Source organism: Streptomyces sp. NPDC093097 (assembly GCF_044754325.1).
In the GTDB taxonomy this organism is placed as follows: domain Bacteria; phylum Actinomycetota; class Actinomycetes; order Streptomycetales; family Streptomycetaceae; genus Streptomyces.
This window is the reverse complement of sequence record NZ_JBIVOW010000022.1, coordinates 95371-120332: the sequence shown is the minus strand read 5'-3', so window position 1 is coordinate 120332 and position 24962 is coordinate 95371. Positions and strand designations below refer to the sequence as shown.

The 24962-nt window shown below is 72.3% G+C and carries 24 protein-coding genes; 5 read left to right on the top strand and 19 right to left on the bottom strand.

Translation table 11 applies throughout. From position 1 onward, the window contains the following. The first annotated feature begins 39 nt into the window (after nucleotides 1-39). On the top strand, nucleotides 40-960 hold the full coding sequence (locus tag ACIQE0_RS30705; RefSeq protein WP_402338507.1) for an endonuclease/exonuclease/phosphatase family protein: 921 nt from the start codon (nucleotides 40-42) through the stop codon (nucleotides 958-960). Nucleotides 961-1139: 179 nt separating this feature from the next. Then, on the top strand, nucleotides 1140-2396 hold the full coding sequence (locus tag ACIQE0_RS30700) for an MFS transporter (protein WP_402338424.1): 1257 nt from the start codon (nucleotides 1140-1142) through the stop codon (nucleotides 2394-2396). Here ACIQE0_RS30700 and ACIQE0_RS30695 read toward each other — a convergent pair. Both ACIQE0_RS30695 and ACIQE0_RS30690 read right to left on the bottom strand, forming a co-directional pair. Continuing rightward, nucleotides 2368-4122: an NAD+ synthase gene (locus ACIQE0_RS30695; protein ID WP_402338421.1), complete on the bottom strand. Its 1755-nt coding sequence runs from the start codon at nucleotides 4120-4122 to the stop codon at nucleotides 2368-2370. The two genes, ACIQE0_RS30700 and ACIQE0_RS30695, sit on opposite strands and share 29 nt — an antisense overlap. Nucleotides 4123-4233: 111 nt before the next feature. Next, nucleotides 4234-6096, bottom strand: a complete 1863-nt coding sequence (locus ACIQE0_RS30690) for a multicopper oxidase family protein (RefSeq protein ID WP_402338418.1) — start codon at nucleotides 6094-6096, stop codon at nucleotides 4234-4236. Nucleotides 6097-6553: 457 nt separating this feature from the next. Between ACIQE0_RS30690 and ACIQE0_RS30685 the strand changes: the two genes are divergently transcribed. From ACIQE0_RS30685 to glnA, 3 genes are all read left to right on the top strand, one after another. Beyond that, a complete protein-coding gene (locus ACIQE0_RS30685; protein WP_366331930.1) occupies nucleotides 6554-7342 on the top strand; it encodes a DUF998 domain-containing protein in 789 nt (262 codons plus the stop codon). Beyond that, complete coding sequence (locus tag ACIQE0_RS30680) at nucleotides 7339-8229, top strand: alpha/beta hydrolase (RefSeq protein WP_366331929.1); 891 nt, start codon at nucleotides 7339-7341, stop codon at nucleotides 8227-8229. The genes ACIQE0_RS30685 and ACIQE0_RS30680 overlap by 4 nt, the downstream gene beginning before the upstream one ends. Before the next feature lie 301 nt (nucleotides 8230-8530). Continuing rightward, nucleotides 8531-9892, top strand: a complete 1362-nt coding sequence (gene glnA / locus ACIQE0_RS30675; RefSeq protein ID WP_366331928.1) for a type I glutamate--ammonia ligase — start codon at nucleotides 8531-8533, stop codon at nucleotides 9890-9892. Between the two features lie 75 nt (nucleotides 9893-9967). On the opposite strand, the gene xerC is transcribed toward glnA, so the two are convergent. The 17 genes from xerC to ACIQE0_RS30590 form a co-directional block, all read right to left on the bottom strand. Beyond that, the gene (gene xerC, locus ACIQE0_RS30670) at nucleotides 9968-11236 is read right to left on the bottom strand and encodes a tyrosine recombinase XerC (RefSeq protein WP_402338414.1); all 1269 of its coding nucleotides are present in this window, start codon (nucleotides 11234-11236) and stop codon (nucleotides 9968-9970) included. 76 nt (nucleotides 11237-11312) lie between these two features. Further along, nucleotides 11313-11537 carry a helix-turn-helix domain-containing protein gene (locus ACIQE0_RS30665; RefSeq protein ID WP_402338411.1) on the bottom strand — a complete coding sequence of 75 codons (225 nt, stop codon included), beginning with the start codon at nucleotides 11535-11537 and terminating at the stop codon, nucleotides 11313-11315. 447 nt (nucleotides 11538-11984) lie between these two features. Next, nucleotides 11985-13460, bottom strand: a complete 1476-nt coding sequence (locus ACIQE0_RS30660) for an ATP-binding protein (RefSeq protein ID WP_402338408.1) — start codon at nucleotides 13458-13460, stop codon at nucleotides 11985-11987. A gap of 6 nt (nucleotides 13461-13466) precedes the next feature. Then, entirely contained in the window at nucleotides 13467-14315 is an 849-nt protein-coding gene (locus tag ACIQE0_RS30655) for a bifunctional DNA primase/polymerase (protein ID WP_402338405.1), read from the bottom strand. A gap of 84 nt (nucleotides 14316-14399) precedes the next feature. After that, complete coding sequence (locus tag ACIQE0_RS30650; RefSeq protein ID WP_402338402.1) at nucleotides 14400-14663, bottom strand: hypothetical protein; 264 nt, start codon at nucleotides 14661-14663, stop codon at nucleotides 14400-14402. Between the two features lie 10 nt (nucleotides 14664-14673). Continuing rightward, nucleotides 14674-15222 (bottom strand): hypothetical protein, encoded by a 549-nt coding sequence (locus tag ACIQE0_RS30645; protein WP_402338399.1) that lies wholly within the window; start codon nucleotides 15220-15222, stop codon nucleotides 14674-14676. Between the two features lie 23 nt (nucleotides 15223-15245). Then, nucleotides 15246-15458: a hypothetical protein gene (locus tag ACIQE0_RS30640; RefSeq protein WP_402338396.1), complete on the bottom strand. Its 213-nt coding sequence runs from the start codon at nucleotides 15456-15458 to the stop codon at nucleotides 15246-15248. 237 nt (nucleotides 15459-15695) lie between these two features. Beyond that, the gene (locus ACIQE0_RS30635; protein WP_402338393.1) at nucleotides 15696-17876 is read right to left on the bottom strand and encodes a hypothetical protein; all 2181 of its coding nucleotides are present in this window, start codon (nucleotides 17874-17876) and stop codon (nucleotides 15696-15698) included. Between the two features lie 89 nt (nucleotides 17877-17965). Further along, nucleotides 17966-19003, bottom strand: coding sequence for a hypothetical protein (locus ACIQE0_RS30630; protein WP_402338390.1), 1038 nt, complete (start codon nucleotides 19001-19003; stop codon nucleotides 17966-17968). Nucleotides 19004-20018: 1015 nt separating this feature from the next. After that, nucleotides 20019-20267, bottom strand: a complete 249-nt coding sequence (locus ACIQE0_RS30625; RefSeq protein WP_402338387.1) for a hypothetical protein — start codon at nucleotides 20265-20267, stop codon at nucleotides 20019-20021. Between the two features lie 8 nt (nucleotides 20268-20275). Next, nucleotides 20276-22000 (bottom strand): hypothetical protein, encoded by a 1725-nt coding sequence (locus ACIQE0_RS30620; protein ID WP_402338384.1) that lies wholly within the window; start codon nucleotides 21998-22000, stop codon nucleotides 20276-20278. Continuing rightward, nucleotides 21997-22500: a hypothetical protein gene (locus tag ACIQE0_RS30615; protein WP_402338381.1), complete on the bottom strand. Its 504-nt coding sequence runs from the start codon at nucleotides 22498-22500 to the stop codon at nucleotides 21997-21999. The genes ACIQE0_RS30620 and ACIQE0_RS30615 overlap by 4 nt, the downstream gene beginning before the upstream one ends. Then, complete coding sequence (locus ACIQE0_RS30610; RefSeq protein ID WP_402338378.1) at nucleotides 22497-22772, bottom strand: DUF6303 family protein; 276 nt, start codon at nucleotides 22770-22772, stop codon at nucleotides 22497-22499. The genes ACIQE0_RS30615 and ACIQE0_RS30610 overlap by 4 nt, the downstream gene beginning before the upstream one ends. Then, nucleotides 22769-23401 carry a GGDEF domain-containing protein gene (locus ACIQE0_RS30605; protein ID WP_402338375.1) on the bottom strand — a complete coding sequence of 211 codons (633 nt, stop codon included), beginning with the start codon at nucleotides 23399-23401 and terminating at the stop codon, nucleotides 22769-22771. The genes ACIQE0_RS30610 and ACIQE0_RS30605 overlap by 4 nt, the downstream gene beginning before the upstream one ends. Next, on the bottom strand, nucleotides 23398-23667 hold the full coding sequence (locus ACIQE0_RS30600) for a DUF6284 family protein (protein ID WP_402338372.1): 270 nt from the start codon (nucleotides 23665-23667) through the stop codon (nucleotides 23398-23400). Before ACIQE0_RS30600 ends, ACIQE0_RS30605 begins: the two co-directional genes overlap by 4 nt. Before the next feature lie 177 nt (nucleotides 23668-23844). Beyond that, nucleotides 23845-24036 carry a hypothetical protein gene (locus ACIQE0_RS30595; RefSeq protein ID WP_402338371.1) on the bottom strand — a complete coding sequence of 64 codons (192 nt, stop codon included), beginning with the start codon at nucleotides 24034-24036 and terminating at the stop codon, nucleotides 23845-23847. Nucleotides 24037-24301: 265 nt separating this feature from the next. After that, nucleotides 24302-24433 carry a hypothetical protein gene (locus tag ACIQE0_RS30590; protein WP_402338368.1) on the bottom strand — a complete coding sequence of 44 codons (132 nt, stop codon included), beginning with the start codon at nucleotides 24431-24433 and terminating at the stop codon, nucleotides 24302-24304. Nucleotides 24434-24962: the final 529 nt, after the last annotated feature.

Genomic DNA, 24962 nt, shown 5'->3' with positions numbered 1-24962 from the left:
GGGCCCGGCCGCCTGCGCAACTGGTGGCGCCGGGAGGGCATGTGGCGGCGCGGCATCGTCCTCGCGCTGCTCGCCGTGGTCCTGGGACTGGCGATGGTGCTGCACGGCCACATCCCCAACACCGTGGGGAATCTGGGCAGTCTGCTGGAGACCTTCCTGCCGTGGCTGGGCCTGGGCATCCCGCTGCTGCTGCTGTGCGCGCTGCTGCGCCGCTCGGCGACCGCGCTGGTGGCGCTGGTGCTGCCGGCCTTCGCGTGGGTCAGCCTCTTCGGCGGGCAGATCACCGACAAGTCCGGCACCGGCGGCAACCTCACCGTGCTCACCCACAACGTCGACGCCGACAACCCCGACCCGGCGGGCACCGCCCGGGACATCGTGGCCTCCGGCGCGGACGTGGTGGCCCTGGAGGAGCTGACCGGCAAGGCGCTGCCGACCTACCGCGCGGGCCTGTCCGCGACGTACCCGTACCACACCGTGCAGGGCACCGTCGGCCTGTGGAGCAAGCGCCCGCTGGCCGACGCCCGCCCCGTGGACATCAAGATCGGCTGGGTCCGGGCGCTGCGCGCCACCGTCACCGCCGCCGACGGCCGGAAGATCGCCGTCTACGTCGCGCACATGCCGTCCGTACGCGTCTACGTCGACAAGGGCTTCACCGTGCACCAGCGGGACGGCAGCGCCCAGGCGCTCGGCGAGGCGATCGCCGCCGACCCGGTCCGGCAGGTCGTGCTCCTCGGCGACCTCAACGGCACCATGAACGACCGCTCGCTGGCCCCGCTGACCTCCCAGCTGCGCTCCGCCCAGGGGGCGGCGGGCGACGGCTTCGGCTTCAGCTGGCCGACCGGCTTCCCGATGGCCCGGATCGACCAGATCCTGGTGAAGGGCATCGACCCGGTCCGGGCGTGGGTGCTGCCGGCCACCGGCAGCGACCACCGGCCGGTGGCGGCCACCGTGAAGATCTGAGGACCGCCGCAGCGGCGACCGGGCACCGGGCCCGCGCCGACGGGACCGCCGTCCCGCCGACGCGGGCCTTTCGCATGCCGTTTTCGCGCCGGAAGACTCGGCCTGGAACACTTTGTTCCTTCTTCGACCTCAGGCGCCTTCGCGCGCCGCACCGCGCACCCCCACCCGAAAGGTTCTCCATGCCCTTGGCTCTGCTCGCGCTCGCGATCTCGGCCTTCGGTATCGGCACCACCGAGTTCGTGATGATGGGCCTGCTGCCCGACGTCGCGGACGCCCTGGGCACCTCCGTGCCCACCGCCGGCTACCTCGTCTCCGCCTACGCCCTCGGCGTCGTCATCGGCGCCCCGCTCCTGACCGCGCTCGGCTCCCGCGTCCCCCGCAGGCGGATGCTGGTGGCGCTGATGGCGGTCTTCACGGTCGGCAACCTCGCCTCCGCCCTGGCCCCCACCTTCGGCCTGCTGATCGCCGGCCGGCTGCTGGCCGGGCTGCCGCACGGCGCGTTCTTCGGTGTCGGCGCGGTGGTCGCCGCCAAGCTGGCGAGCGAGGGCCGCCAGGCCCGCGCGGTGGCCACCATGTTCCTGGGCCTGACCATCGCCAACATCGTCGGCGTGCCCGCCGCCACCCTGCTCGGCCAGCACCTCGGCTGGCGCGCCACCTTCCTGGTCGTGGCCGGTATCGGCCTGGTCGCGATGGCCTCCCTGGCCCGGCTGGTCCCGCCGCTGCCGGCCGAGCCGCACGGCGGCCTCGGCGGCGAGCTGCGCGCCCTCGGCGACCGCCAGGTGCTGCTCGGCCTGCTCACCACCGTCTTCGGCTTCGCCGGGATCTTCGCCGTCTACAGCTACCTCGCGTCGATGATGACCGAGGTCACCGGCTTCGCCGCCGGAACGGTCCCGCTGGTCCTGGCCCTCTTCGGCATCGGCATGACGCTCGGCGCGCTGGCCGCCGGACCGCTCACCGACCGGGCGCTGCGCCCCACCCTCTACGGGGCCCTCGGCGCGCTCGCCGTCGTCCTGGCCGCCTTCCACTTCGTCGCATCCGTGAAGTGGGCGGCGCTGGTCGGCGTCGTCCTCATCGGCGCCGTCGGCTTCCTGACCACCACGCCGTTGCAGATGCTGGTGATGACCAAGGCGCAGCAGGCGCCCACGCTGGCCGCCGCCTCCAACCAGTCGGCGTTCAACCTCGCCAACGCCGGCGGCGCCTGGATCGGCGGCCTGGTCCTCTCGGCGGGCTGGGGCTGGACCTCGCCCACCCTGGCCGGCGCCGTGCTGGCCGCCGTCGGCCTGGCGGTGGCGCTGCTGGCCGGCCGGCTGGACCGCGGCGCCCACGGCACGCCCCCGCAGGCCGGCGGCGGTGCCACCCGGATCGTGGCGCGCGGCGGCGAGGGCGAGCCGGCGCCGGCGGACGCGGTCAGGCCCCCTCTCGCCAGTGGTTCGTGATCGGCAGCCGCCGGTCCTTCCCGAAGCCCTTGGCGGAGATCTTGGTGCCGGGCGGGTACTGCCGGCGCTTGTACTCGGCGCGGTCCACCATCCGCAACACCCGGGTCACCAGCGCCGGATCGAAGCCCTCCGCCACGATTTGCGCCCGGCCCCGGTCGCGGTCGACGTACAGCTCCAGGATCCGGTCCAGCACCGCGTAGTCCGGCAGTGAGTCGGTGTCGACCTGGCCGGGCCGCAGCTCGGCGCTGGGCGGCTTGCTGAGCGTGTGCTCGGGGATCGGCGGGGTCTGGCCGCGCTCGACGGCGGCCTGGTTGCGCCAGTGCGCCAGCGCGTAGACGGCGGTCTTGTAGACGTCCTTGATCGGGCCGTAGCCGCCGACCGAGTCGCCGTAGAGCGTCGAATAGCCGCACGCCAGCTCGGACTTGTTGCCCGGGGCGAGGACCAGGTGCCCCTCCTCGTTGGAGATCCCCATCAGGATCGTGCCGCGCAGCCGCGACTGGAGGTTCTCCTCGGCGAGCCCGGTCAGCCCCAGCGCGCCCATGGAGGCGTCGAACATCGGGCCGATCGGCACCGTGCGGAAGCGCAGCCCGGTACGGCGGGCCAGTTCGGCGGCGTCCCCCAGGGAGTGGTCGGAGGAGTAGCGCGAGGGCATCGCGACCGCGTGCACCTTGTCGGCGCCCAGCGCGTCGCAGGCGAGCGCGGCCACCAGCGCCGAGTCGATCCCGCCGGACAGCCCGAGCACCACGCTGCCGAAGCCGTTCTTGGCGACGTAGGCGCGCAGCCCGACGACCAGCGCGGTGTAGATCTCCTCCAGGTCGCCCAGGCGCTCGGCCCGGCCCCCCACGGTCTGCGGCGGGTACGGCGGCAGGGGGTCGGCGGAGAGCACGACGTGGTCCACCCGCAGTCCGTCGTCCAGCACCCCGGACGGCGGCTCGGGCGCCGCGGCCGGCAGCTCCAGATCGACCAGCACGCACCCCTCGGCGAACTGCGGGGCCCGCGCGATCACCCCGCCGTCCCGGTCGACGATGAGCGAGTCGCCGTCGAAGACCAGCTCGTCCTGGCCGCCCGTCATCGCCAGGTAGGCGGTGGTGCAGCCGGCCTCCTGGGCCCGCTTGCGGACCAGCTCCAGCCGGGTGTCGTCCTTGTCCCGCTCGTACGGCGAGGCGTTGACCGACAGCAGCAGCCCGGCGCCGGCGCTGCGCGCGGCGGGCACCCGGCCGCCCTCCTGCCACAGGTCCTCGCAGATGGCCAGCGCCACGTCGACGCCGTGGAGGCGGACGACCGGCAGGGTGTCGCCGGGGACGAAGTAGCGGAACTCGTCGAAGACGCCGTAGTTCGGCAGGTGGTGCTTGGCGAAGGTGAGCGCGACCGCGCCGCGGTGCAGCACCGCCGCGGCGTTCTGCGGGGCGCCGGCCGGCCGGCCGTAGCGGGGCCGCGCCTGCCCGCAGCGGTCGAGGTAGCCGACGACGACCGGGACGTCGCCCAGCCCCTCAGCGGCCAGCCGGACGGCCAGGTCGGCCAGGGCGGCCCGGCTCGCCTCGACGAACGAGGCACGCAGCGCGAGGTCCTCGACGGGATAGCCGGTCAGCGCCATCTCCGGGAACGCCACGAGGTGCGCGCCCTGGCCGGCGGCGTGCCGGGTCCAGTGCACGATCGTCTCGGCGTTGCGGGCGAGGTCGCCGACACAGGAATCGATCTGGTTGAGGGCGAGACGGAGTTGAGGCACCCCGCCAGTTTAATCGTCTTTCTGACGCAATGGGGGGTAGCGGCACGCCGCGGCCCCCTGCGACGGCGTCACAGGGGGCCGCGGTGAAGGCCCGGCGGCCGGGCTGGGCGGTCACTTCCGCCGGTAGCCGAGGACCGTCATCATCCCCGACTCCGAGTGGTAGATGTTGTGGCAGTGCAGCATCCACAGTCCCGGGTTGACGGCGTCGAAGTCGACGGAGAGGCGCTGGCCGGGATACACGATCGTGGTGTCCTTGCGCGGCCCGCCGCCCGGCAGATGGAAGCTGTGCCCGTGCAGGTGCATCGGGTGGAACATGTTGGTCCGGTTGCGGAACTCCAGCCGCACCCGCTCGCCCTCCCGCACCCCGTAGCGCTCGGACGGGGTGTACGGCCGCCCGTTGATCGCCCAGTTGAAGCTCCGCATGTTGCCGGTGAGCCGCACGCCGAGGACGCGGTCGGGCTGCCGGGTCCCGGCCCGTACGCTCTCGTGCGCCCGGAGCCGGTCCACGGTCATCAGCCGCCCGTCCAGCTCGTCGGGCCGGGCCGGGGACTCCGGGATCTTCCCGCCGGCGGTGCGCAGCACGGCCAGCGTCGCCCGGTGCTTGCCCTCGGCGAGCGCCACCAGCGGGAAGATCCCGGACTTGGCGGTGACCACGACGTCGTAGCGCTCGGCCATGCCGATGAGCAGCGCGTCGCCCCGGGCGTGCTCCACCGGGTTGCCGTCGGTGTGCGTCACCGTCATCCGGTGGCCGCCCAGCGCCACCCGGTAGGCGGTGTCGCCGCCCGCGTTGATGAACCGGATCCGGATCCGGTCGCCGGGCCGGGCGTGGAAGACCTCCGGGTCCTCGTGCGTCCGGCCGTTGATGAGGTGGTACGGGTAGTCCACGTTGCCCGGCATGCTGCGGAGCAGTTGGCTGTGGCCGCCGTGCAGGATGCGGGACGGTCCGCGGCCGCGGTCCCGGGGGCCGCCGTCGCGGCGCGCTCCGCGGCTGGCCCGCTGCGCGAACAGGTCGTCGGCGCCCTCGCCGTCCAGGTCCAGCGGGTCCAGGTCCATGTCGTCCGGGCCGAGGTCCAGCCCGCCGATGTTCATGGTCGGGTGGTCCGGCTCCTGCCGGTCCGGCTCCGTCCGCCCGCCGTCGCGTCCCCGGCGGGCCTCGCGGCCGTGCTCCGCACCGCGGTCGTCGCGGTTGCGGTCGCGGTCGCCGTCGTCGCGCCGGTCGTCCGCGTCCCGGCCGTGGTCGTCCCGATCGCGGTCGCGCCCCCGGTCGCGCATGTGGTCGTCGTCCGCGTCGCCGTGCATCAGGCCGCGGCCGTGGTTGAGCTCGTTCAGGATGTCGTCCGGGTCGCTGCCGTCCACCCCGTCGAGCCAGTCGTCCAGCACCACGACCCACTCCCGGTCGTACGCCATCGGCTCCTTGGGGTCCTCGACGATCAGCGGGGCGTACAGCGCGCGGTCCTGCTGGACGCCGAGGTGCGGGTGCATCCAGTAGGTGCCCGGCTCGGTGACCCGGAAGCGGTAGTAGAAGGACGCGCCGGGCTTGATCGGGCGCTGGGTGACGTCGGGGACGCCGTCCATGTCGTTGCGCAGCGGCATCCCGTGCCAGTGCAGCGTGGTCGACTGCGGCAGGCGGTTGAGCAGGGTCACCGCGAGGGTCTCGCCGGCGGTGACCCGGATCGCCTCGCCCGGCACGCCGTCGCCGTACGCCCAGGTGTCCACGGTCCGGCTGCCGAGGTCGAGCCGGGTCTTCCGGGCCTCGATGTACAGGCGCCGCTCCGGACCGGTACCGCGCCGGCGCTCGGCCTCGGCGACCTCCGGACCGTGCGGGTCGACGTAGCCGCCCCGGCCGGAGCGGCCGTCGCCGTCCCGGCCGGGGGAGCCGTCGGCTCTGGAGGAGGCGGCCAGCAGGCCGCTGCCGGCGACCGCGATGCCCGCGCCGAGCAGGGCCCGGCGGGAGTGCGTAGGAAGGGAATCCATGGGGTGAGCACCTCGTGGCGATGTCGGGGGCGGGGGAGCGGGGCGGCCGCGGACGCCGGCCGGTGACGGGTACGGGTCCCCGCCCGCTGGACCCCGGTAGCGGCGTCGGGGCGGGGAACGTCACCGGCCCTCGGCGAGACCGGGCGCGCTGCGCTGCGCGCGCCCGGTGGTGTCAGACGGGGCGTCGGCGGCGCGGCGCCGGGGGTATCGGCCACGGGCCGGGAGACGGGCGGCCGCGCCGGGCGGCGGTCCTGCGGTGTTCTCGCATCGCGCACCTCTCGACGGCCGGAGACCTGCGGACCCACCCCCGCTCCCGGGGGACGGCCCCGGAGGGATCCCATCGCGCCGCGCGCGCCGCGCCCGGTGGACCGTCTGCCTATTCTTGGCCTTCCCACGCCCCCGGCGTGTCCGGCATTCCGGACGCGCCGCGCGGGACCACCCGAACACCAGGAAGTCCGTGCGTCCGACCCGCCCCGCCCCCGGTGCGCGCACCGGCGCCGGCACGGCCGCCGCCGTGCTGCTGCTCGGCGCGCTCGCCTACACCGCCTGGGTGCTGGAGCTGGTGATCGCCACGGGGCTGGACCCGGTGCGGGCGTACGTGAGCGAACTGGCCGCCGCCGACCAGCCGCTGGGCGGCCTGTTCCGCGCCACCGACCTGGTCGCCGGGCTGCTGGTGCTGGCCGGCGCGCTGACCGCGCTCGCCACCGTCCCGCGCCGGCCCTGGACGGCCGCCGGCTTCGGCGCCCTGGCCCTGTTCGGCGCCGCCACCGTGCTGGACTCCCGGCTGCCGCTGAGCTGCGCGCCCACCAGCGACCCGGTCTGCGCCGCCCGGGAGACCGCCGGACTGGTCCCGGCGACCCACACCGCGCACGCGGTCAGCAGCACCCTGGCCCTGCTCGGCGCGCTGGCCGCGCTGGTCCTGCTGACCGTCGCGGCCCGCCGGTACGGCGACTGGCCCGCGCTCGCCCGCCTCGGCCCGCCGCTGGTGCTGGCCGAATTTGCCGCCACCGCCTGGACGCTGGCCGAGGTCGGCGCCCTCACCGCGGGCGGGGACACCTGGGCGCTCGGCGTCGGCCAGCGCCTCCAGGTGCTGCTGGTCGCGGTCTACCTCGCCGTGCTCGCCGGCTGCCTGGCGCGCCCCGTCCTTAGGGCCGGCACCCCGGCCGGGCCCGCACCGGCGCCCACGTCGACACCGCGGCCGACGCCGCTGCCTTCGGACCCGCCGCGAGGAGGACCCGCCCCATGAACCGTCCCGCAGGACCCCGCCCCGCCCCCGGCCGGATGGTGCGCGTCGGCGGGCTGCCGCTGCATGTGCTGAGCGAGGGCCGCGGCCCCGTCGTCGTGCTCAGCGGCGGCCTCGGCATGGCCTGGTTCGACTGGGACGAGGTCGCCGCGCTGCTCGCCCCGCACCGCACCGTCGTCCGCTTCGACCGCCCCGGCCTGGGCCTGAGCGCCCCGGCCGGCGCACCGCCCGACCTCGTCGGCGAGGCGGACCGGATCGCCGGCCTGCTGGACGCCCTCGGCCACCGGGAGCCGGCCACCGTCGTCGGCCACTCGCTGGCGGGCTTCCACGCCGAGGCGTTCGCCCGGCTGCACCCGCACCGCTGCGCCGGGCTCGTCGTCGTCGACGGCAGCGTCGAGGAGGACCCCCGGCCCCGGCTGCCGCGCACCGTGCGGACCGCCTGGGCGGGCGCGCTGGCCGGCGCGCTCTGCGCCGCCGGGGTGCCGCGCGCCCTGGGGCCCGCCGCCCGGCGCCTGATGGGACGCGCCGCGACGGTCGGCAGTCATCCGCCGCACCCCTGGGAGCGCGTCGGCTACCGCACCAGCCGGGTCGCGCGCGCCTGCGCCCTGGAGAACGCGACCTACCCCTACCAGGCCGCCGAACTCGCCGCGCTGCGCCCGGACCACCCGCTGCCCGCCGTCCCGGTCTCCGTCCTCGCCGCGTACGACGGCGGGGAGACCGCCCGGGGCCTGCGCTGGCTGGCACGCCAGCGGGCGCTCGCCGGCGCGCTGGGCGGCCGCTTCACCGTCGCCGCCCCGGCCGGCCACCTGGTGATGGCCGACGCCCCGGAGGCGGTCGCCCGCGCCGTACTGGACCTCGCGCCCACCGGCTCCGGGACGCCGGACCGCTGAGCCCCGGGGGCGGGCCGCCGACCGGAACCGCCCCGCAAGGCAAGGCACGGACCGCTCAACACCCGGTCAACGTCCCTCCACGCCGCCTCCAAGAGTGGATCAAGCCACCGGGAAAGTCGCGGTCGGCCGCGCAGAGCCGGTGCCCCACGGGAAGGATGCGGGGCGTGGGCCGGCGCAGGGCGGTTCTGATTCAGGCCAAGGGTGCGTAATGTGACGGTAACCCCCTGACGTGATACTGGTGGGCCACAACGCGATGATCCCCGCGTGGACAGGCCGGATGACCTGCAAGGATTGGTGAACCATGGACAAGCAGCAGGAGTTTGTGCTCCGGACGCTGGAAGAGCGCGACATTCGCTTCGTCCGGCTGTGGTTCACCGATGTCCTGGGTTTCCTGAAGTCCGTCGCGGTGGCCCCCGCCGAACTGGAGCAGGCCTTCGACGAGGGCATCGGCTTCGACGGCTCGGCCATCGAGGGCTTCGCCCGGGTCTACGAGTCCGACATGATCGCCAAGCCGGACCCGGGCACCTTCCAGATCCTGCCGTGGCGCGCCGAGGCCCCGGGCACCGCCCGGATGTTCTGCGACATCCTGATGCCCGACGGCTCGCCCTCGTACGCCGACCCGCGGTTCGTCCTCAAGCGCATCCTGGCCAAGACCTCCGACCTCGGCTTCACCTTCTACACCCACCCCGAGATCGAGTTCTTCCTGCTCAAGGACAAGCCGGTGGACGGCTCCCGGCCGATCCCCGGCGACTCCTCCGGCTACTTCGACCACACCCCGCAGAACGTGGGGATGGACTTCCGCCGCCAGGCCATCACCATGCTGGAGTCGATGGGCATCTCGGTGGAGTTCAGCCACCACGAGGGCGCCCCCGGCCAGCAGGAGATCGACCTGCGCTACGCCGACGCGCTCTCCACCGCCGACAACATCATGACCTTCCGGCTGGTGATGAAGCAGGTCGCGCTGGAACAGGGCGTGCAGGCCACCTTCATGCCCAAGCCCTTCTCGGAGTACCCGGGTTCGGGCATGCACACCCACCTCTCGCTCTTCGAAGGCGACCGCAACGCCTTCCACGAGTCGGGCGCCGAGTACCAACTGTCCAAGGTGGGGCGCTCGTTCATCGCCGGTCTGCTCAAGCACGCCGGCGAGACCGCCGCCGTCACCAACCAGTGGGTCAACTCCTACAAGCGCATCTGGGGCGGCGCCAACCGCACCGCGGGCGCCGGCGGCGAGGCCCCCTCGTACATCTGCTGGGGCCACAACAACCGCTCCGCCCTCATCCGCGTGCCGATGTACAAGCCCGGCAAGATGGGCTCCACCCGCGTCGAGGTCCGCTCCGTCGACTCCGGCGCCAACCCGTATCTGGCCTACGCGGTGCTGCTCGCGGCCGGCCTCAAGGGCATCGAGGAGGGCTACGAACTCCCCGCCGGCGCCGACGACGACGTGTGGGCGCTGTCCGACGCCGAGCGCCGGGCGATGGGCATCGAACCGCTGCCGCAGAACCTCGGCGAGGCCATCGAGCTGATGGAGCGCAGCGAACTGGTCGCCGAGACCCTCGGGGAGCACGTCTTCGACTTCTTCCTGCGCAACAAGAAGCAGGAGTGGGAGGAGTACCGCTCCGAGGTCACCGCCTTCGAGCTGCGCAAGATGCTGCCGGTGCTGTAACGGCAGGTCAGAGCGCTATCGCCGCTGAACGACGTGGGGCCACGCGGTCGTTGACCGCGTGGCCCCATTCTCGTCTCACTCGCTCTGGGCCGCCTGTGGGCCGTCGGGCGCTCGATCGACGCCTTCGTAGAGGCTGTCCACGGCCCTGCGGGTCCGCCCCTCACTGCTCGGCAGCAGGTGAGTGTAGACCCGCAGTGTGAACCCCGGGTCGGTGTGCCCGAGGTACGTGCTCAACGCCTTGATGTTCTCTCCGGAGTCCAACAGGACGGAAGCGTAGAAGTGCCGTAGCGCGTGCATGCCGTCCGCTCGGGCTGACACATGGCGTTCGCCGGGCTTCGGCTCGGGAAGGACGCCGGCCCCCACGAGGGCGGGCTTCCAGACCCGCGCGTTGAAGTCCGTTCGCCGCACCGCGCCGTCGCCGTCCGTGCGTGTGAAGAGCAGACGCTTGGTCACCGGCGGACCGTCGGGGCGCAGCCATGGCAATGTCACCGAGACTGGGGGATGCGCTTCCAGGTGGCGCTTCAAGACATGGGACACGCGATCGGGTAGAGGGACGTCGCGCTCCTTGTCTCGCTTCGGCCGGGCGAACACGAGCTTCCCGTTCGAGACCTTCACTTGAAGGGCTACGTGCAGCCACCCCGTGTCGAAGCCGATGGCATCCGCCGAGAGACCGAAGATCTCGCCCTGTCGGAGTCCGCATCCTGCCCCGAGATCGACCATCGCTCGGTACTCAGCGGGCAGCGCGGCGCGAACAGCGAACGTGCGTTGCTTGGGCCAGGGCACCACCCGGGCCCCGCTCGGTGCCGGCGCCCGTACGCTGCTGGCCTGGCACGGGTTTCGGTGCAAGTAGTCGTCGTCCACAGCTGCGGTGAACACACCTGACACGCTGGCGAAGATGACGCGGCGGTAGGAGGAAGCTGGCACTGCTCGCTCCAACTCGCTGAGCCATTCCCGGATGTGCTCGGGTTTGAAGGACCCGAGCGGGCGCGCCCCCAGGTACGGGATCGCGTGGCGGCGAATCTGGACGGCCACGGGTTCACGGGTCGTCGGATCTGTCGTCTGGGACTGAAGCCATTTCTCCGCGTACTGCCGGAAGGTGGTCCGGCTGGCCTTCGGATCGACATACCGGCCGCTGTCCATGTCGGCCTCGATCTTCGTGAGCCACTTCTCGGCGAGCCGCTTCTTCCCGTCGGGGAAGCTTTGGGACTTCTCGGTACCGTCAGGCCCGACGTAGCGGGCGCGGTATCGCATGCCGGTGCCGTGGCGGTCGGTCTTTACGCGGCGGGGCTTGCCGTTGGCGTCGTCTTCGGTCTTGTACCAGCGGTCTTGGATGTGGCCTGCCATGTGTGGGTTCTCCGGGGAAGCGAGCGGGCGGGGCCAGTGGCCCCGCCCGTGGGTGAGTTCGGCTCAGGGGTGTGGCTCAGGCGGCTTCGTCGGCGGCCATGAGCGCCTCGGCCCAGGCGCGAACGGCGGCGGGGTCGTAGCGGACGTGCTTGCCGACGCGGAATCCGGGCGGGCCGGTGCGCTTCTTGCGCCACTCGTAGACGGTCTCCAGCGGGACGTCGAAGAGGGCGGCGATGTCGGTGGGGGTGAGGTAGCGGTCGGGGAGGCCACTCCGAAGGGTGGCTGTGGCGGACGGGGGCATTCGCGTCTCCTGGAGTCATGCAGCGTCGGTCGGGCCGGACGTGCTGTCCGAGGTGCGGATTTCTGCGTCATTGCGTCATCAGCGTCGTTCAGGCTTTTGACCTGGGGTTTTGTGTGACGCAGTGGTGTGGGGGTGCGTCATCGCAGTGTCATGGGCTGCGTCGGTGGGTGACGCAGATGACGCAGGATGACGCAGGAATCGCCGTCTGCGTCATGGCTGTTGCCGCAGGTCACGGGCTGTCTTTCGACCTGCCTGACGTAGATGACGCAGCGTCTTCCCTCTTAGGACAAAAGAGGGGGTGCCTGTTGTAGTCCGGTGCGCCTCTCAGCGTGAAGAAGGAGCCGCTGCGCGGCGCGACCATCGGGCGGCGTTCCGCCGAACAGCAAGAGGAGCACGCCTGGCCGGGGGTGCTCCTCTTGCTTGTCCGGCCGGTCGCGTGGTCGCGGGTCAGAACATCGGCTTCTGCTCACGTCGGGGCGGGGTCGGGCGGTGGGCGATCTCGATGTAGCGGCTCTCTGCCGTGCGGCCCCAGTCGATCAGGACGTCCCGTGCGGCGAGAGTCGGTTGGAGGCGCTTGAGGCGGTCGGAGAGGACTTTGCCGGTGGTCGGCCAGCCCTTGGGCAGGGGGCGTAGTTCGTCGTCGCTGTAGAGGCGGCTGAGGAGGTGCAGCCATTCGGTGGAGGTCATGCGCTGCTCTGCACCGGCTTCGATGCTGTCGGCGTGCTTGAGCACGGTCTGCGCGAGGAGGTCACCTTCGATGACGTCGTCGTTGAGGTCGTCCAGGCTGGCCCGGTAGGCGCTCAACGCTCCCAGGCTGGTTGCTGCGTCGAGCTGCGCGCACACATGGGCGAAGTCGGCCATCCGCAGGTCGGTGGGGGTCTCTGCCTCGGCCGCGCGGACCTGGACCGTAAGGTCCAGGAGAGACCCGAGCACGACCGGCAGCACCTCTTCGTACTCTGCCCACAGTTCCGCCTCGGTGCGCCGGACGCGGGGGCGTTCCAGCCGCAGTGGCAGGAGGCGTTCGGCGAGGTCGGGCCGGATGACGCCCACGTCGATGCCCGTCAGGAGCAGAGGGCGGCGGTAGCCGACGCGGAACACGTCGCCGTCGGTGAACAGGGCACGCTTGACGTTCTCGGCGCCGGTGACGATGCAGCACATGGCGTCGGACAGGTCCGGGGTCATGTGGGAGAGGTTGTCCAGGGCAGTGACCCACCCGGCGGCCACGGCCGCGAGGAGGTTCTCCTCGTCCTTCGGGGCGCGGCGCAGGTCGCCGCTCATGCCCTCGATGATGCGCACGAGCATCCGCCCGCCGGTGGACTTGCCGGCGCCCTGGGGACCGGTGAGGAAGGGGGCGGGGACGGGCACGGACGGGCCGAGGCAGCCGATCAGCCAGGCGATGGCGAGGCACTCGGTCTCGGCGTTGGCGAAGTTGCACAGCCTCATGAGGAGGTCGATGCCCTTGCCGTCGGTGTCCTTGGCGGGGAGGGGGAGTTCGCCGGTGAGCTGGGTGCGCCGCCAGCAGACCTCGCGTGGGTCGGGGGTGAGGATGTCCCAGCCGGTGGGGTGGATGCGGACGGACTGTCCGTCGTCGCGGCCCAGGTCGAGCCACGTCGCTCCGTCGGCCCCGGGGGCGACGCGGATGTGGACGGGTTGCACGTCCTCGGTCAGTGCGAGTGCTTCGATCAAATCCAGCGCCTCTTTCAGGGCGGTTCCGTTGAACACGCCGCAGCCGTCCTTGTACAGGCCGACCATGAGTTCCTGGCGGTGGCTACCCGTCGTGCCCTGCGAGCGGATTGGACGAGCCACAGGGTGGCCCGTCCGCTGCGCGTAAACGGTGCCGTCGACGGTGCGGAAGTACCGGAAGTGCGCTTGCGCGTAGTCGGTGATGATCTCGCGGGCTGGGGTCTTCTCGTCGTCGGACATCACACCTCACATCCCCAGCGCGGTCTGGGCGTTGGCCCAGGCGTCGGTGCAGTGCCTCACGGACTCGCCCTTCGCGTGCGCGGCGGCGAACAGCTGCTCCACGTGCGCGTCGGTGAGGCAGCCGCACCGACCGTGGGCGGACAGGACGGAGAGGAAGGTCCGGTAGACGGTGGTGTGGACCGCACTCTGAGCGGCGGTGATGCGCTGCTCAGCCATGGCAATGCCCCGGTCCAGGTAGACGGGGCTGCGGTGCCGGCACTCCCCGCCCCCTGCCGGCGCGGGCACGGTGACGACGGGCCGGGCAGGCCGGGCCGTCGGCGGCTTCTTCACGACCAGAGCGCGGACGGCGTCGGGCAGGGTGGTCATGGTGCCGGTGCCAGGGCCGAGCCACCGGGCGTAGGACATCGACGACTTGATGTCGATGCCGGGGCGCACAGCGTTCGCGGACTGCATCGCACCCCGGTAGATCCAGTGCTCGCCCCGCGTCGTCGATACCGCGCGGGTGGCAGGCAGTGCCTCTCGGGCCCATGCGATGGCTGCCGCGTCGTCCAGGTCGACCACCGTCAGCCCCGCCCCGCCGGGGTGGTAGGCGACGGCGGCCGCCTCACGCCACGCGGACGTCCATGCCGGCGAGGTGAGGACGCGGAGGTCGGTGGTGGCGGCGGCCCAGGCGTGGCAGACGCTGGGGCACTCGCAGGGACCGGCGTTCTTCATGTTCGGCCGGCCACCGCACGCGTTCCCCTTGCATGCACGGCAGTTGCCGAACGGGACCTTTCCCGCCCGCAGGGGGAGAACCGGCACGTCGGCGGCGGCCAGAGCGAGGGCTACTCGCCGGATGTCGGTGGGTTGGGTCATGCTGGATATCTCCTGTTCCGTGAACTGAGCGGGGACCAGGGCGGGCCGCGGTCATTGGCGTGAGGCGGCCCGCCCTAGCCATGCCTAGAAGGGCGGTTCGTCGCTGTAGCCGCCGGGCGGGGTCCGCCGCAGGGCGCGGGGCAGACGCGGCAGGGGCAGCACGAGCCAGCAGCGGGTGTTGTCCCAGCAGGTGCAGGGCTCCCATTCGGTGCCGGCGTACTCGCCGTTGTGGTCGCCGTAGTCGTACGAGGTGCCTCCGTTGCCCTCGCAGGTGGAGCAGTCGGGACGAGGGGTATCGGCGAGGTAGAGCCCCCGGTAGGGGCAGACGCGCTGGATACGCAGACGCATGACGGGTCTCCTAGCGGTGGTTGATGGTGCCGTTGACGCGGCCGAACAGGCCGGTTGAGGTGATGTGTTGGGTGATGTGCGGGCGGTGTGCTGCGGTGGATCGGGCTTTGATGCGGCCGATGAGGGCGGCTGCGGCGGCCCCTCCGGCGGCGAGGGCGGCGACGGTGGACCACAGGACGTGGCTGACCGCGACGAGTCCGGGGGCTGCGGCGGACAGGCCGGCCGCGGTGATGGCGATGCCGCCGCCGACGGTCGGCGCCAGAAGTGCCGTCGTTTTGGCCCAGGCCGGGATCGGCTGCGCGGCCGGCGGGGCGTCCGTCCTGCCGGGCTCAGGCGCCGACTGCGGGACTTGCGTGGGCTGGACGGTGGGCTGTTGTGCGCGGATATGGCGCCAGATGGCCTCGATCTCCGCCGGGTCGACCTGGTCCTTGGAGGTGGGGGCCGAAGTCGTGGTCGAAGTGGGGGTGTTGGAGGCGTTGAGGAGGCGGGTGGTGTCTTTGTCGAGGAGTCGGCAGATGTCGGTGTGGTCGAGGAGTTCGGAGATTTCGGCGGAGGTCATGCGGGTGAGGGTCATGGCGGGGCCTATCCGAAGGAGTGGGTCAGGGCGGCGATGCCGGCGGTGATGCTGGTGAAGAAGGTGTGGATGGCCGGAGCGGCGCCGCTGGTGGCGAGGAAGTAGCCCAGGCAGGCGGCGGTGAAGGCACCGCCGACGGTGAGGTAGCGGGTACGCAGCATCACGATCGTCAGGAGTGCGAACAGGACCAGAGCGCTGATCGACAGGACCACTGCTGTCACCTTCTGTAGTTGTGACGGGGCCGGGGTGTGGGAGTCCCACACCCCACGGAAGGAAGCGCCCCAAACGCCCCTGGAGCGGGTTCAAGGGCGGTAGGGGGCATGTTTTTTGTGGGACTCCCACGCCCCCACGCGCAGGTCAGTGCCTCCCACAGCCGTGTGGGAGTCCCACAGGGCTGTGGGGGCTTGTGGGAGGCATGTGGGAGGTTCTCTGTGGGAGGCCCCCACACCCGCTGGCGGTTACTGTGCGTTGTTGGTGGCGTAGGCGCGGATGGCGGCGGCGAGGGTCTCGGCGAGGTAGCCGGACTTGGGTTCGCCCTTGCCGATGCGGACGCTGCCCTTGCCGGGGCGCTCGACGCCGACGTCGCGCAGGAGCTTGCCGAGTTCGCTGCCGAGGACCAGCGGTTCCATGTCGAGCTTGGCGGCCAGGTCGGCGGTGAACATCCGCCCGCCGGCGGCGACGACGGTGTTGTGGGCGTCGGCGAGCAACTGCGGGACGGGGTTGGGGCGGTCGGCGGGGGTGCCGGCTTGCTGCACGACCCGGCCGAACTCCGCCCGGATCACCTCCCCTTCGCTCCCGGCGGCCGGCGACGGCTCGGCGGGTGAGACCGGGTCGGCCGCGGTGGCGGATGTTGCCAGCAGCGCGGCCAGGGCCTGCGAGCCGAACTGTGCCGGTCGGGCCGGAGCGCTCTCGCCGCCGCCATCGCCGGCAGGGGTTGCGGTGGGGGCGGGTGGGGTGGTGCGGGGCTTGCCCCCGGTGGTGACGGGGGTGCCGGTGATCTGGTCCAGGGGCGGCCAGAGGACGTCGAGTTGGGTGTAGGGGTGGGTGGCGGCGTGGAGGTTCTTGCCCTTGTAGAGGCGGGGCAGGATGCGGCCCCAGCGGCTTGCGTAGTAGCGGCCCGGCTCGGTGTCGAGGCTGATCGCGTCGAAGGCCGGGCGGCGGTCGGCGAGCTTGGGCGCGATGGCGTTGATGACCTTCGGCTTGATCCGGTAGCACTTGAAGGGGCTCGGGTCGCCGTCGACGTCGTCCTCATCCGGGGCGCCGAGGTGGCCGGAGCCTTTGTGGGCGGCGGCCTTGGGGTCCAGGCGGGAGCCGCCGCTGGGGAAGAGGTGGCTCAGCTCCTCGGGGTCCGAGACCCGCATGCCGATCCGGGACCGGGACTGCTTCTTCATCGCGGCGGTGATGACGTCTTGGGTGGCCCGCAGCCCGGAGATCACCGTCCGCACGCGGGCCGCACGGCCGGTGTTGACCACCGTGTCGAGCTTGGTGAGCAGGTCGTAGGGCAGCTCGGCGATCTCGTCGACGACGAGGATGATGGCCGGGACCTCGGGGCTGACGGGGATCTTGTCGTCGTCGACGTCGTGCATCAGGTCCTGGTAGGCCATCTTGCGGGTGTTGATGGCGGCGATGACGACATCGAGCATGATGTGCGCCTCTTCGACGGTGTCGGCCGTCCAGTCGACCAGCGGCACCGGGCTGGTGCCGTCGATCGCCCAGGAGCGCAGCCAGGGCAGGCTGATGCCGGCGCCGGTCACATCCAGGTGCAAGACCACCGCGTCGACGGTGCGTAGCAGTTGGGCGTTGGTGACGTTGATGAGGTTCGACTTGCCCGATCCGGTCTGCCCGATCTCCAGGGCGCAGGTGTCGGCCATCGGCATGCTGGCGGGCTCGCCGTCGGGCAGCAGCCCGAGTTCGAGGCGTTGGTAGATGCTGGTGGCCGACAGGTCGTCGGGGAAGTCGAGGGTCTCGGCCAGGACGTCTTTGGCGGTGACGCGGATGTGGACCTCGCCGTGGACTTCGCCGTCGAGGATCTGGATGCCGCCGCCCTTGGGCAGCCGCAGATCCGCCGACAGCTTCCGTACCGCGTCCGCGGGGAGTTCCGGAGTGTCGGAGGGCATGCTGACGCGGACGGTGTAGCCGACGTCGCCCTTCCAGGGCTTGACGCCTTCGACCTTGTGTCCGTCCAGGCGGAAGAGGTGGGCCAGGCGCTCGTCCCATTCCTTGGCGCGGGTGTTGGCCCATTTTTGCAGCCGTCGGGAGGCGCGCTGGGCCTTGGCGGTCTCCTCGGCGCGGACCAGGCCGTGGGCGAGGGTGACGCCGGCCGCGGTGCCGGCCGCCCACCAGCCCGTCGACGCCCACGACAACGCCGTGCCGGACGCCAGGGTGGCGGCGGTCCAGCCGCCTGCGGCCAACCACGCCGCACACCGGGCGACCAGATGGCCGTGGGGGCGGTGCTGGTAGAGGTCGGCGCCACCCTGGGCTACGGCGCCGGCCACGCCGACCAGGAGAGCGTAGGAAGCAGGGAGGCCGCCGGTCTGGCCGACGGCGGCGATGCTGTAGGCGCCGCCGGCCACTACGGCGGCGGAGGTGGCGGGGGTCAGGTGCCAGGCCCAGTCCAGGGCAGGCGCACTGCGAGCCATCGTGAACTCCTCAAACACGCGTGGGAACAAGCGCAGGCCGGACACACCCGGGTGTGTCCGGCCCGCAGAGCAGAGAGGATGAGCTGGAGCTACACGTCCCACATGGCTTCGCCGTTGCGCGGTGCTTCGTGGCGGGCGATGTCGGGGGCATGCAGGCGGCGGAAGGACGGCATCAACTCCTGCGCCGCAGAGGCGGCTTTGAGCAGGAGGGTGTGGACGTCGGCGAGCGCGTCGACGACGGCCTTGTCGACCGGGTAGCGCTCATTGCTGCGGACCTGGAGCAGCTGCACGGCCGCGGCGATGTTCTCAATCCCGGTGGGGATGCCCTCGTACTCGGCAGCGACCTGTTTCATGTGGCCGGGTTCGTAGCGGGCGTAGACGTGTGCGACGTCCTGGGTGACCGCGACGAAGTGGGACGGTTGCCGCTGGTCGTAGCCGCCGTCCTGGCGGCGTTCGAGGATGTTCCACATGTGCTCGCCCGGCCGCGGCTCCTCGTACCGCCGCAGGTCGTGTTCGTGGGCCTTGGCGAAGATCGGGCCGACCTCGGCGGCCTTCTGCGCGGCCTGGTGCAGCAGGCTGTAGACCTGCGCGACCTGGTCGGCCATGCGCTTGTCCGCCGGGTACTTGTCCGCGGTGTTCACCGCCAGCTGCCGGATCGCCTCCCCCGTCGAGGTCAACCCCTCAGGCAGCCCCCAGTATTCGGCGGCGACCGCCAGCATCATCGGCGGCTCATACCCTGCGTAGGCGTCGCGGACCGCTTCGGTCTCGCGAGTGAAGACGGACACCAGATTCCCTCCGAAATGATCGGTCGACCAGGCAAACCCGCTGCTGCTGATGCGGCGGCCGGGCTCGGGGAAGTCGGTCAGGACGTCGTCGCGGACCGCGTCGGCGTACTTGGCCTTCGCCGACCGCATGAGCTTGGCGAACACCCACTTCGCCGCCCTCGGCCCCCAGCGGGCGAAACGCTGTCCCCACGGCTTGCCGGTGCGCGGGGCCAGGCCGAAGAAGCGCAGCAGGCCACCGGAGGCGGCGGCCACGCCCTTCAGCAGCAGCCCCGGCACGCTGGCCAGCAGCCCAGCGGCGCCGGCCACGAGACCGGCGCGAGCACTCCGCAGCAGGAACGGCACGGCCGCCTTCCCCCTCTTGGCCAACTCCCGGCGGCCCTGCCGGATCCGGTCCCGCAGCGACTGACCCGCCGGGCTCTCCCACAGACCGGTGGCCCTCTGGCCCGCAGATCGCGCGCCACCCGCTGCCGCCCGCACGGCGCGGCCGGCAGCCGCGGCCAGCGTCGACCGCGACCCTCCCGCAGGCTTCGACAACGACACCCCACCCGACCCACCAGACCGGGCCGACCAAGGCGAGCCGGCACCTGAGCGCCCGCCCCGCCCGCCGACACCACCCGTGAACGGGGCAGTGCCGGAGCGGGGCGAGCGCAGGTGAGGTGAGCCAGGCCGGTGATGCGGGGAGGTGGCGGTGCTTGCCGCGGTGTGCGGGGCGGACCGGGAGGGGGCCGTGCCGGCGCCGCTACGGCCACTGCGCTGGGCCGCGGACGACCACGGCCCGCCACCTGCCGCATAGCCTCCGCCACGGCCCTGACGGTGCCCCGCTCGGCCGCGGGAGCCCGCGCCACCAGCGTGGCCCAGGCCGGTGCTGCCGAAGGATGCCGTACGGCCTCCACCCCCACGCCCCAGCCCGCCGGCACCAGGCCGACGGCCGCCGCTGGGGCCGCGGCGATTGCGGCGGGCCCGGACAGCAGCGACGCCTGCTCCGGCCAGAGCAGCGGCGCCGACGGTGACGCCGGCCGCGGTCAGCGCGCCGGTCATGCCGGCCGCCGAGTACACGGCCGCCGACCCCGTCGAGACCGCCTCCGCTCCGAACAGCGCGACCGGCAACGCCCGCAGACGCCGCGCCGGCCGCTCCTGCTCCGGTGTGGAGACCTCGCTCGGGGAGTGGGTGAGGGTGAACTCGATCGGGACCGGGGTGCCCTCCAGCACGGCACCCTCGCCCGCCCCGGACGCGACCGGGGCGGTGCTGGTGACTTCTGTTGCAGTGTCAGACACTGGTAACGCTCCTTCGGAGTACACCGGCGCCCCGACGTGGCCCTAGGAAGCGAGGTCGGGGCGCCGGTGACCGGACATCGAGTCAGAGCGCGTTGCGCTCGAAGGAGAAGTGCAGGACCGAAAAAACCCGGGTGCCCATCTGCTCAGTCATCAGCTGAAGGACGTACCGGAAGGCGCCCTCCCGCGTGGCCTCCGGGCGGGCCAGGTCGAGTTCCACGACGCCGGAGACCAGCCCGACCTCGCCGCGCTGGGTGTGGCCGGACATGACGTAGTGAAAGGGCACCAGCTGCGTGCCCTGGCCCGAAGCCGGGGCGTCGGTGGTGATGTTCATGGTGTCTCCTAGACGGTGGCGGGGTGGCCGTTGACGGCCGTGTGCGCGGCGGCGCGCGGCTGGTGCGCGGCGATCTGCGCGGCGCGCGCGGCACGGAACTCGGTGACCCAGTTGCGTGCGTTGCCGTCGCTTACTCCGAACCGCTTGGCCATGTCGGCAGCGGTGGGTTCGATGCGGCCTTCGGTGGCGGTCAGGGTGTGCAGGTAGTACTCCCAACCGCGCTGCTTTGCCTCCGACCTGAACACCGGTCCCTCGCCCGTGAGGGCGGCTTCGGGGGCCTCGGGCCGCAGGGCGGCCAGGTCACCGCGCAGCCGGTCGCGGAGGAGAGTGGCCTCCTGGATCTCCCGGTTGACCTGCTCCAACGTCTGCTGGCGGCCTTCGGCCAGGTCCTCCGCTTCGCGGCACTGCGCGGCCAGGGAGTCCAGGTGCTTTCGCTGCTCCTTCAGCGCGTCCTGGGCCCGGTCCCAGGCGTTCTGGGCGTCGGTCTTGAGCCGGTTGGCGTCGGCGTTGGCGGCGGTGATGATGTCGTCCGCGCGCTTCCGCGCGTCCTGCTCCGCCTGCCGCGCATCCGCCGCGCGCTGCCGCGCAGCCTCCACCGCACCGGCCACACCGTCGTGATCCTGAAGGATCGCGTCGCGCGCCTCCTCGACTTCCTCCAGAGTCTTACGCGCGGTGGCGAGTTCGTCTGCCGCGCGGTCTCGCGCGTCTTCCGCGCGCTGCCGCGCGTCCTCGGCTTCGAGCCGCGCGCTTTCCGCGCGCTGCCGCGCAGCCTCCGCCTCCTCCGCCAGCTCGGAGACCTCGATCCGTTCCACGGACGCGGTGACCGACAGGTCTTCGATCTTCTTCTGCACGGCGCGCGGATCGGAGTAGTCGAGCCGCGCGAGGTCTTCCACGCCGGTGAGGGTGACCATCCGCCGTGCCATCGCCAGCGCCTGACGACGGTCGGTCGCGATGTCCGCACGGTCCAAGGCCTTCTGCGCCCGGCCCTGCAGCCCTTCCCGCTTGCGGTCGGCCCGCCGCTTCGCGCGCTCCCGGTCGGGGACCTCGGCGTCCAGGACCAGGCGGAAGCGATACAGGCGCCGGGCCGCGCGCTGCGCCATCGCGGAGCGCGCGATCGCGGACGACGAGGAGTTCGCGTCCAGGCCCCACAGGGCGAACAGCGCGGACCAGGCGTGCTGCCACAGCAGCGCCACCAGCCGCGCCGGCCCCGGCCGCGCGTCGGCGTCGTCGACATCGGGCGCGTGGAGCTTGCTGCGCAGCTGCAGTTCGATCAGCCACGCGGCGAGTGCGGGGACCGCGGCCAGGACCGGCCGGGCCCACCAGTTCGGCGCGTGGATGGCGTTCATGGCACCGGAGAAGGCGACCAAGGTCCAGGCGGTGCGATGCATCAGGTGCAGCTCACGCGTCCAACCGACCTCGGGGTCGGCGGTGCGGTAGAGCATCACCAGCAGCGTCATCTCCGCCGCGTCGAACACCCCGATGAACGCCACCGCCAGCGGAACCGGCAGGTGGACGGTCTCGGTGGCGAAACCCCACAGGCCGAACACTGAGACGGCTACGCCGCCCAGCGCCACGATCGCCTGCGGGCCGATGCCGGACAGCCACGCCGAGCTCCGCAGCCGCCCCACGACCCACATCGCCACTGCTACCGCGAGCAGCACGCCGATCAGCGGGGCCGCCCAGGACACCCACCCCGGGGCGCCCGGGAGCAGGTTCGTCAGCTGGGGAATCATCCGGCACCACCGCCGTCCTCGACCGCGAAGCGGGACAGCAGGACGGTGCGCCACTCGACCTCGGACGCCGGCCTACCGCTCCCAGGCCCCCAACCGGTAACAGGGCACCCTAGGGATTCGGCGTGCCGCCGAGCCGCCTCGCCGGTGGGGTGGACGCTCACCAGGCGGCCGTAGTTCAGCAGCACCACAGCCCCGAGCACGGTGTCGAGGTCTCCTTGCAGGGCCTTGATCTGCTGCGCCTGCTTGGCCAACGTTTCGCGGGCCGCCGTCAGTCCGGACTCTGCGGAGCCCAGGGCCACTTCGAGGCGTCGGGCTTCGGCGCGGGCCACATCGGCGGCGTGCTGGACCGTGTCCAGCTGCGTGGTCAGGCTTCGTGCGGTGTGGGCGTGGCTGTCGGCCGCGGTGTTTGCTGCCGCCTCCATCTCCCAGGCGCGGGCGCGGGCGTCCTCTGCCTGCTGTTCAAGGGAGTTCAGGCGGGCCCGGGTCACAATGCGGATCACGGCGTCTCCTTCGCACGAACGGTGATGCGGGCGCTCAGGCGCACCGGGCTCGACGGGTCGCCGGGCACTTCGCTGTCCTCGATCCACGTCCACTCGGCGTCGTCGGGCACCTCGTAGCCGAGGGCGTCAAGCGCTGCGGCGCGCTCGGCCGGCGTGGGAATCGCCGCGCCCTTGCCCCAGTTGTGCTCGGGCCAGTGGGACGCGCCGTAGAGCACCACGTACAAGAACCACCAGCCGCGGTAGTTCGACATCTGGGCGGTGAGGTCCGTCATCGGGTCACCTCCGCGCCCTGGCGGCCTGCGCGGCGGCCGTTGACGGTGGGCAGGGCCGGGCCGCCGCTGGTGGAGATGGCCCAGCCGCCCCCGGCCTGCTTGGCCGCGTACATGGCCTCATCAGCCCGCCGCATCAGCCGCCCCAGCGGCGGCACGGGACCCGTCTCGACCAGGACGGCGCCGATCGACGCTCCCACCGAAACCCGCCTGCCGTCGAAGTCGAACGGCGCGCAGATCCTCTCGTGGAGGTTCGACAGCTCGTAGGGCAGGTCATCGGGATGCAACAGGGGTGCGGCCAGGGCGAATTCGTCGCCACCCAGCCGTGCCGCACAGCCGTCCATGAGCGTTGCGGCGGTGGCCAGTGAACGCGCGGCGAAGGCCAGGGCCGCGTCTCCGGCAGCGTGGCCGTGGCGGTCGTTGAGGGCCTTGAAGCCGTCCAGGTCGATGACGAGCACGGCGGTGCCGGCGGCCAGGAGCCGCGGAGCCTGGACCTCGAAGACGGCCCGGCCCGGCAGCCCGGTCACCGGATCCCGGCGGGCCGCCTCGATCCGGCGACGCCACACCAGGGTGTGAGCGGCCCACCCGACCGCTAACGGAGCGGCGGACAGCGCCGCGAACGTGGTACTCATGCCGCCGCCTCCGGGTTCTCCTCGGCGCCCTTGTTGGCAAGGGCGCGGCGGGCGGCGAGCACGCGGCGCCGCGCCCGGCGCAGCTGGCGCTCGTCCAGCTCGGACGGAAGGCGATCCAGCAGCGCGATCTGCGCGTCCAGCAACTCGACTTCGGCCTGGATGAGGGGCATCTCGGCTTCGATCGCCGCCAGTTCGACGCGGGTCGGCTCTCGGTCATGCTCCGCCTGGTGGATTGCGGCCAGCATGCGTAGCGAGAGAATCTTCATGGGTCGTTGGCTCCTTGGAACGGTGGAACGGCCCTCAGCGGCCCCGGTGCTCCAACACCGGGGCCGCGCGCCGTCAGATGGGCCCGCGCCGGGCAGACGCGGGTGAGGAGGGTGAGTGCCCCGGCCGGGAGTCGAACCCGGCCTGCGACCATCGGGACTATCGGGCTGCCGGATCGGTCAGGAGCGACGGATCCGTTCGATCTCGTGGGCCTCGGCGAGCAGTTGCCCGGCGGTCGGCTGCCGGTGGCGGTCCTCGCAGTCCTCGGCCCAGGACTGGTGCGTGTGGCAGGTGGAGCGGTCATCGGCGTGCATGCCGGCGTCCTCCAGGCGGTCGTCCCGGGTGAGCGCAGCGGCGAGCTTCTTATTCATTGCGGTCCTTTCGAGGCGCTGAGGCGTGGATGTCGTAGACCTGGTGGCCGGCGGCGCCGGCCGCCGCGGCGAGCAGCGCGTGGCCACGGGGTGGCGTACGTCGTAACGGGCCAGGGCCCGCATCGCCGCGAAGTGCGTGATGCGGGCCCCGACTATCGGGCTGGGCATGACCGGGACTACAGGGAGCCGCCGGGCTCCCGCTGGGGCAGCGACGGCAGCTGGTCAGTGGACTCGGGCGCGCGGTCGTGCTGCGGCTCGGGCTCGCTCACTGGCTCTCACCCCGCAGCGCCGCGGCCTGCTGCCGGGCAGCCTCGGCCGCTTCGGCGGCCTGCCGGGCCGACTCAATGTTCTGCTGGGCGAGCGCGTCGGCGGCCTGCTGCTCGGTGATCTCACTCACTGGGAACCACCACCGGCGCGAACCCGCCGCAGCGCCTCGCCCATGTCGGGGTCGCTGTCGGTGGGGTGCGAGGTAGCGGTGGGAGGTGCCATGCTGTGGGCGTTCACAGGTAGTTCCTCTCGACAGGTGCCTGTGGCACGCGCCGTCCGGGTCGCACCCCGGGCGGCGCACTCATGTGATCCGGCTGTGCCGGCGTGCCCCGGCCGGGAGTCGAACCCGGCCTACGACCATCGGGGCTGCCGAGCGAACTCGGCGGAAGTCATCTCCTTTCACGGCGCGTTCCTGGCCGCTTCTCGCACCCTCCCCGGGGATTGCGTTTCAGTCCTCCACGACTGGAGGACACCAGCGAGGCCGATCGCGCGGGCCTCGTCCACTGTTGAGTTCTTTGTGCACACAGAAGGCTGGAACTCGCTCGCCTTCTGGTGCGCACCAGAAGGTTGGCATCTGGTGCGCACCAGAGTCAAGATAGATTGCTGGATTGAGTCAGCGTCACCGCCCTCTGTGGACCTTCAGGAGACCCGGCAGGGCG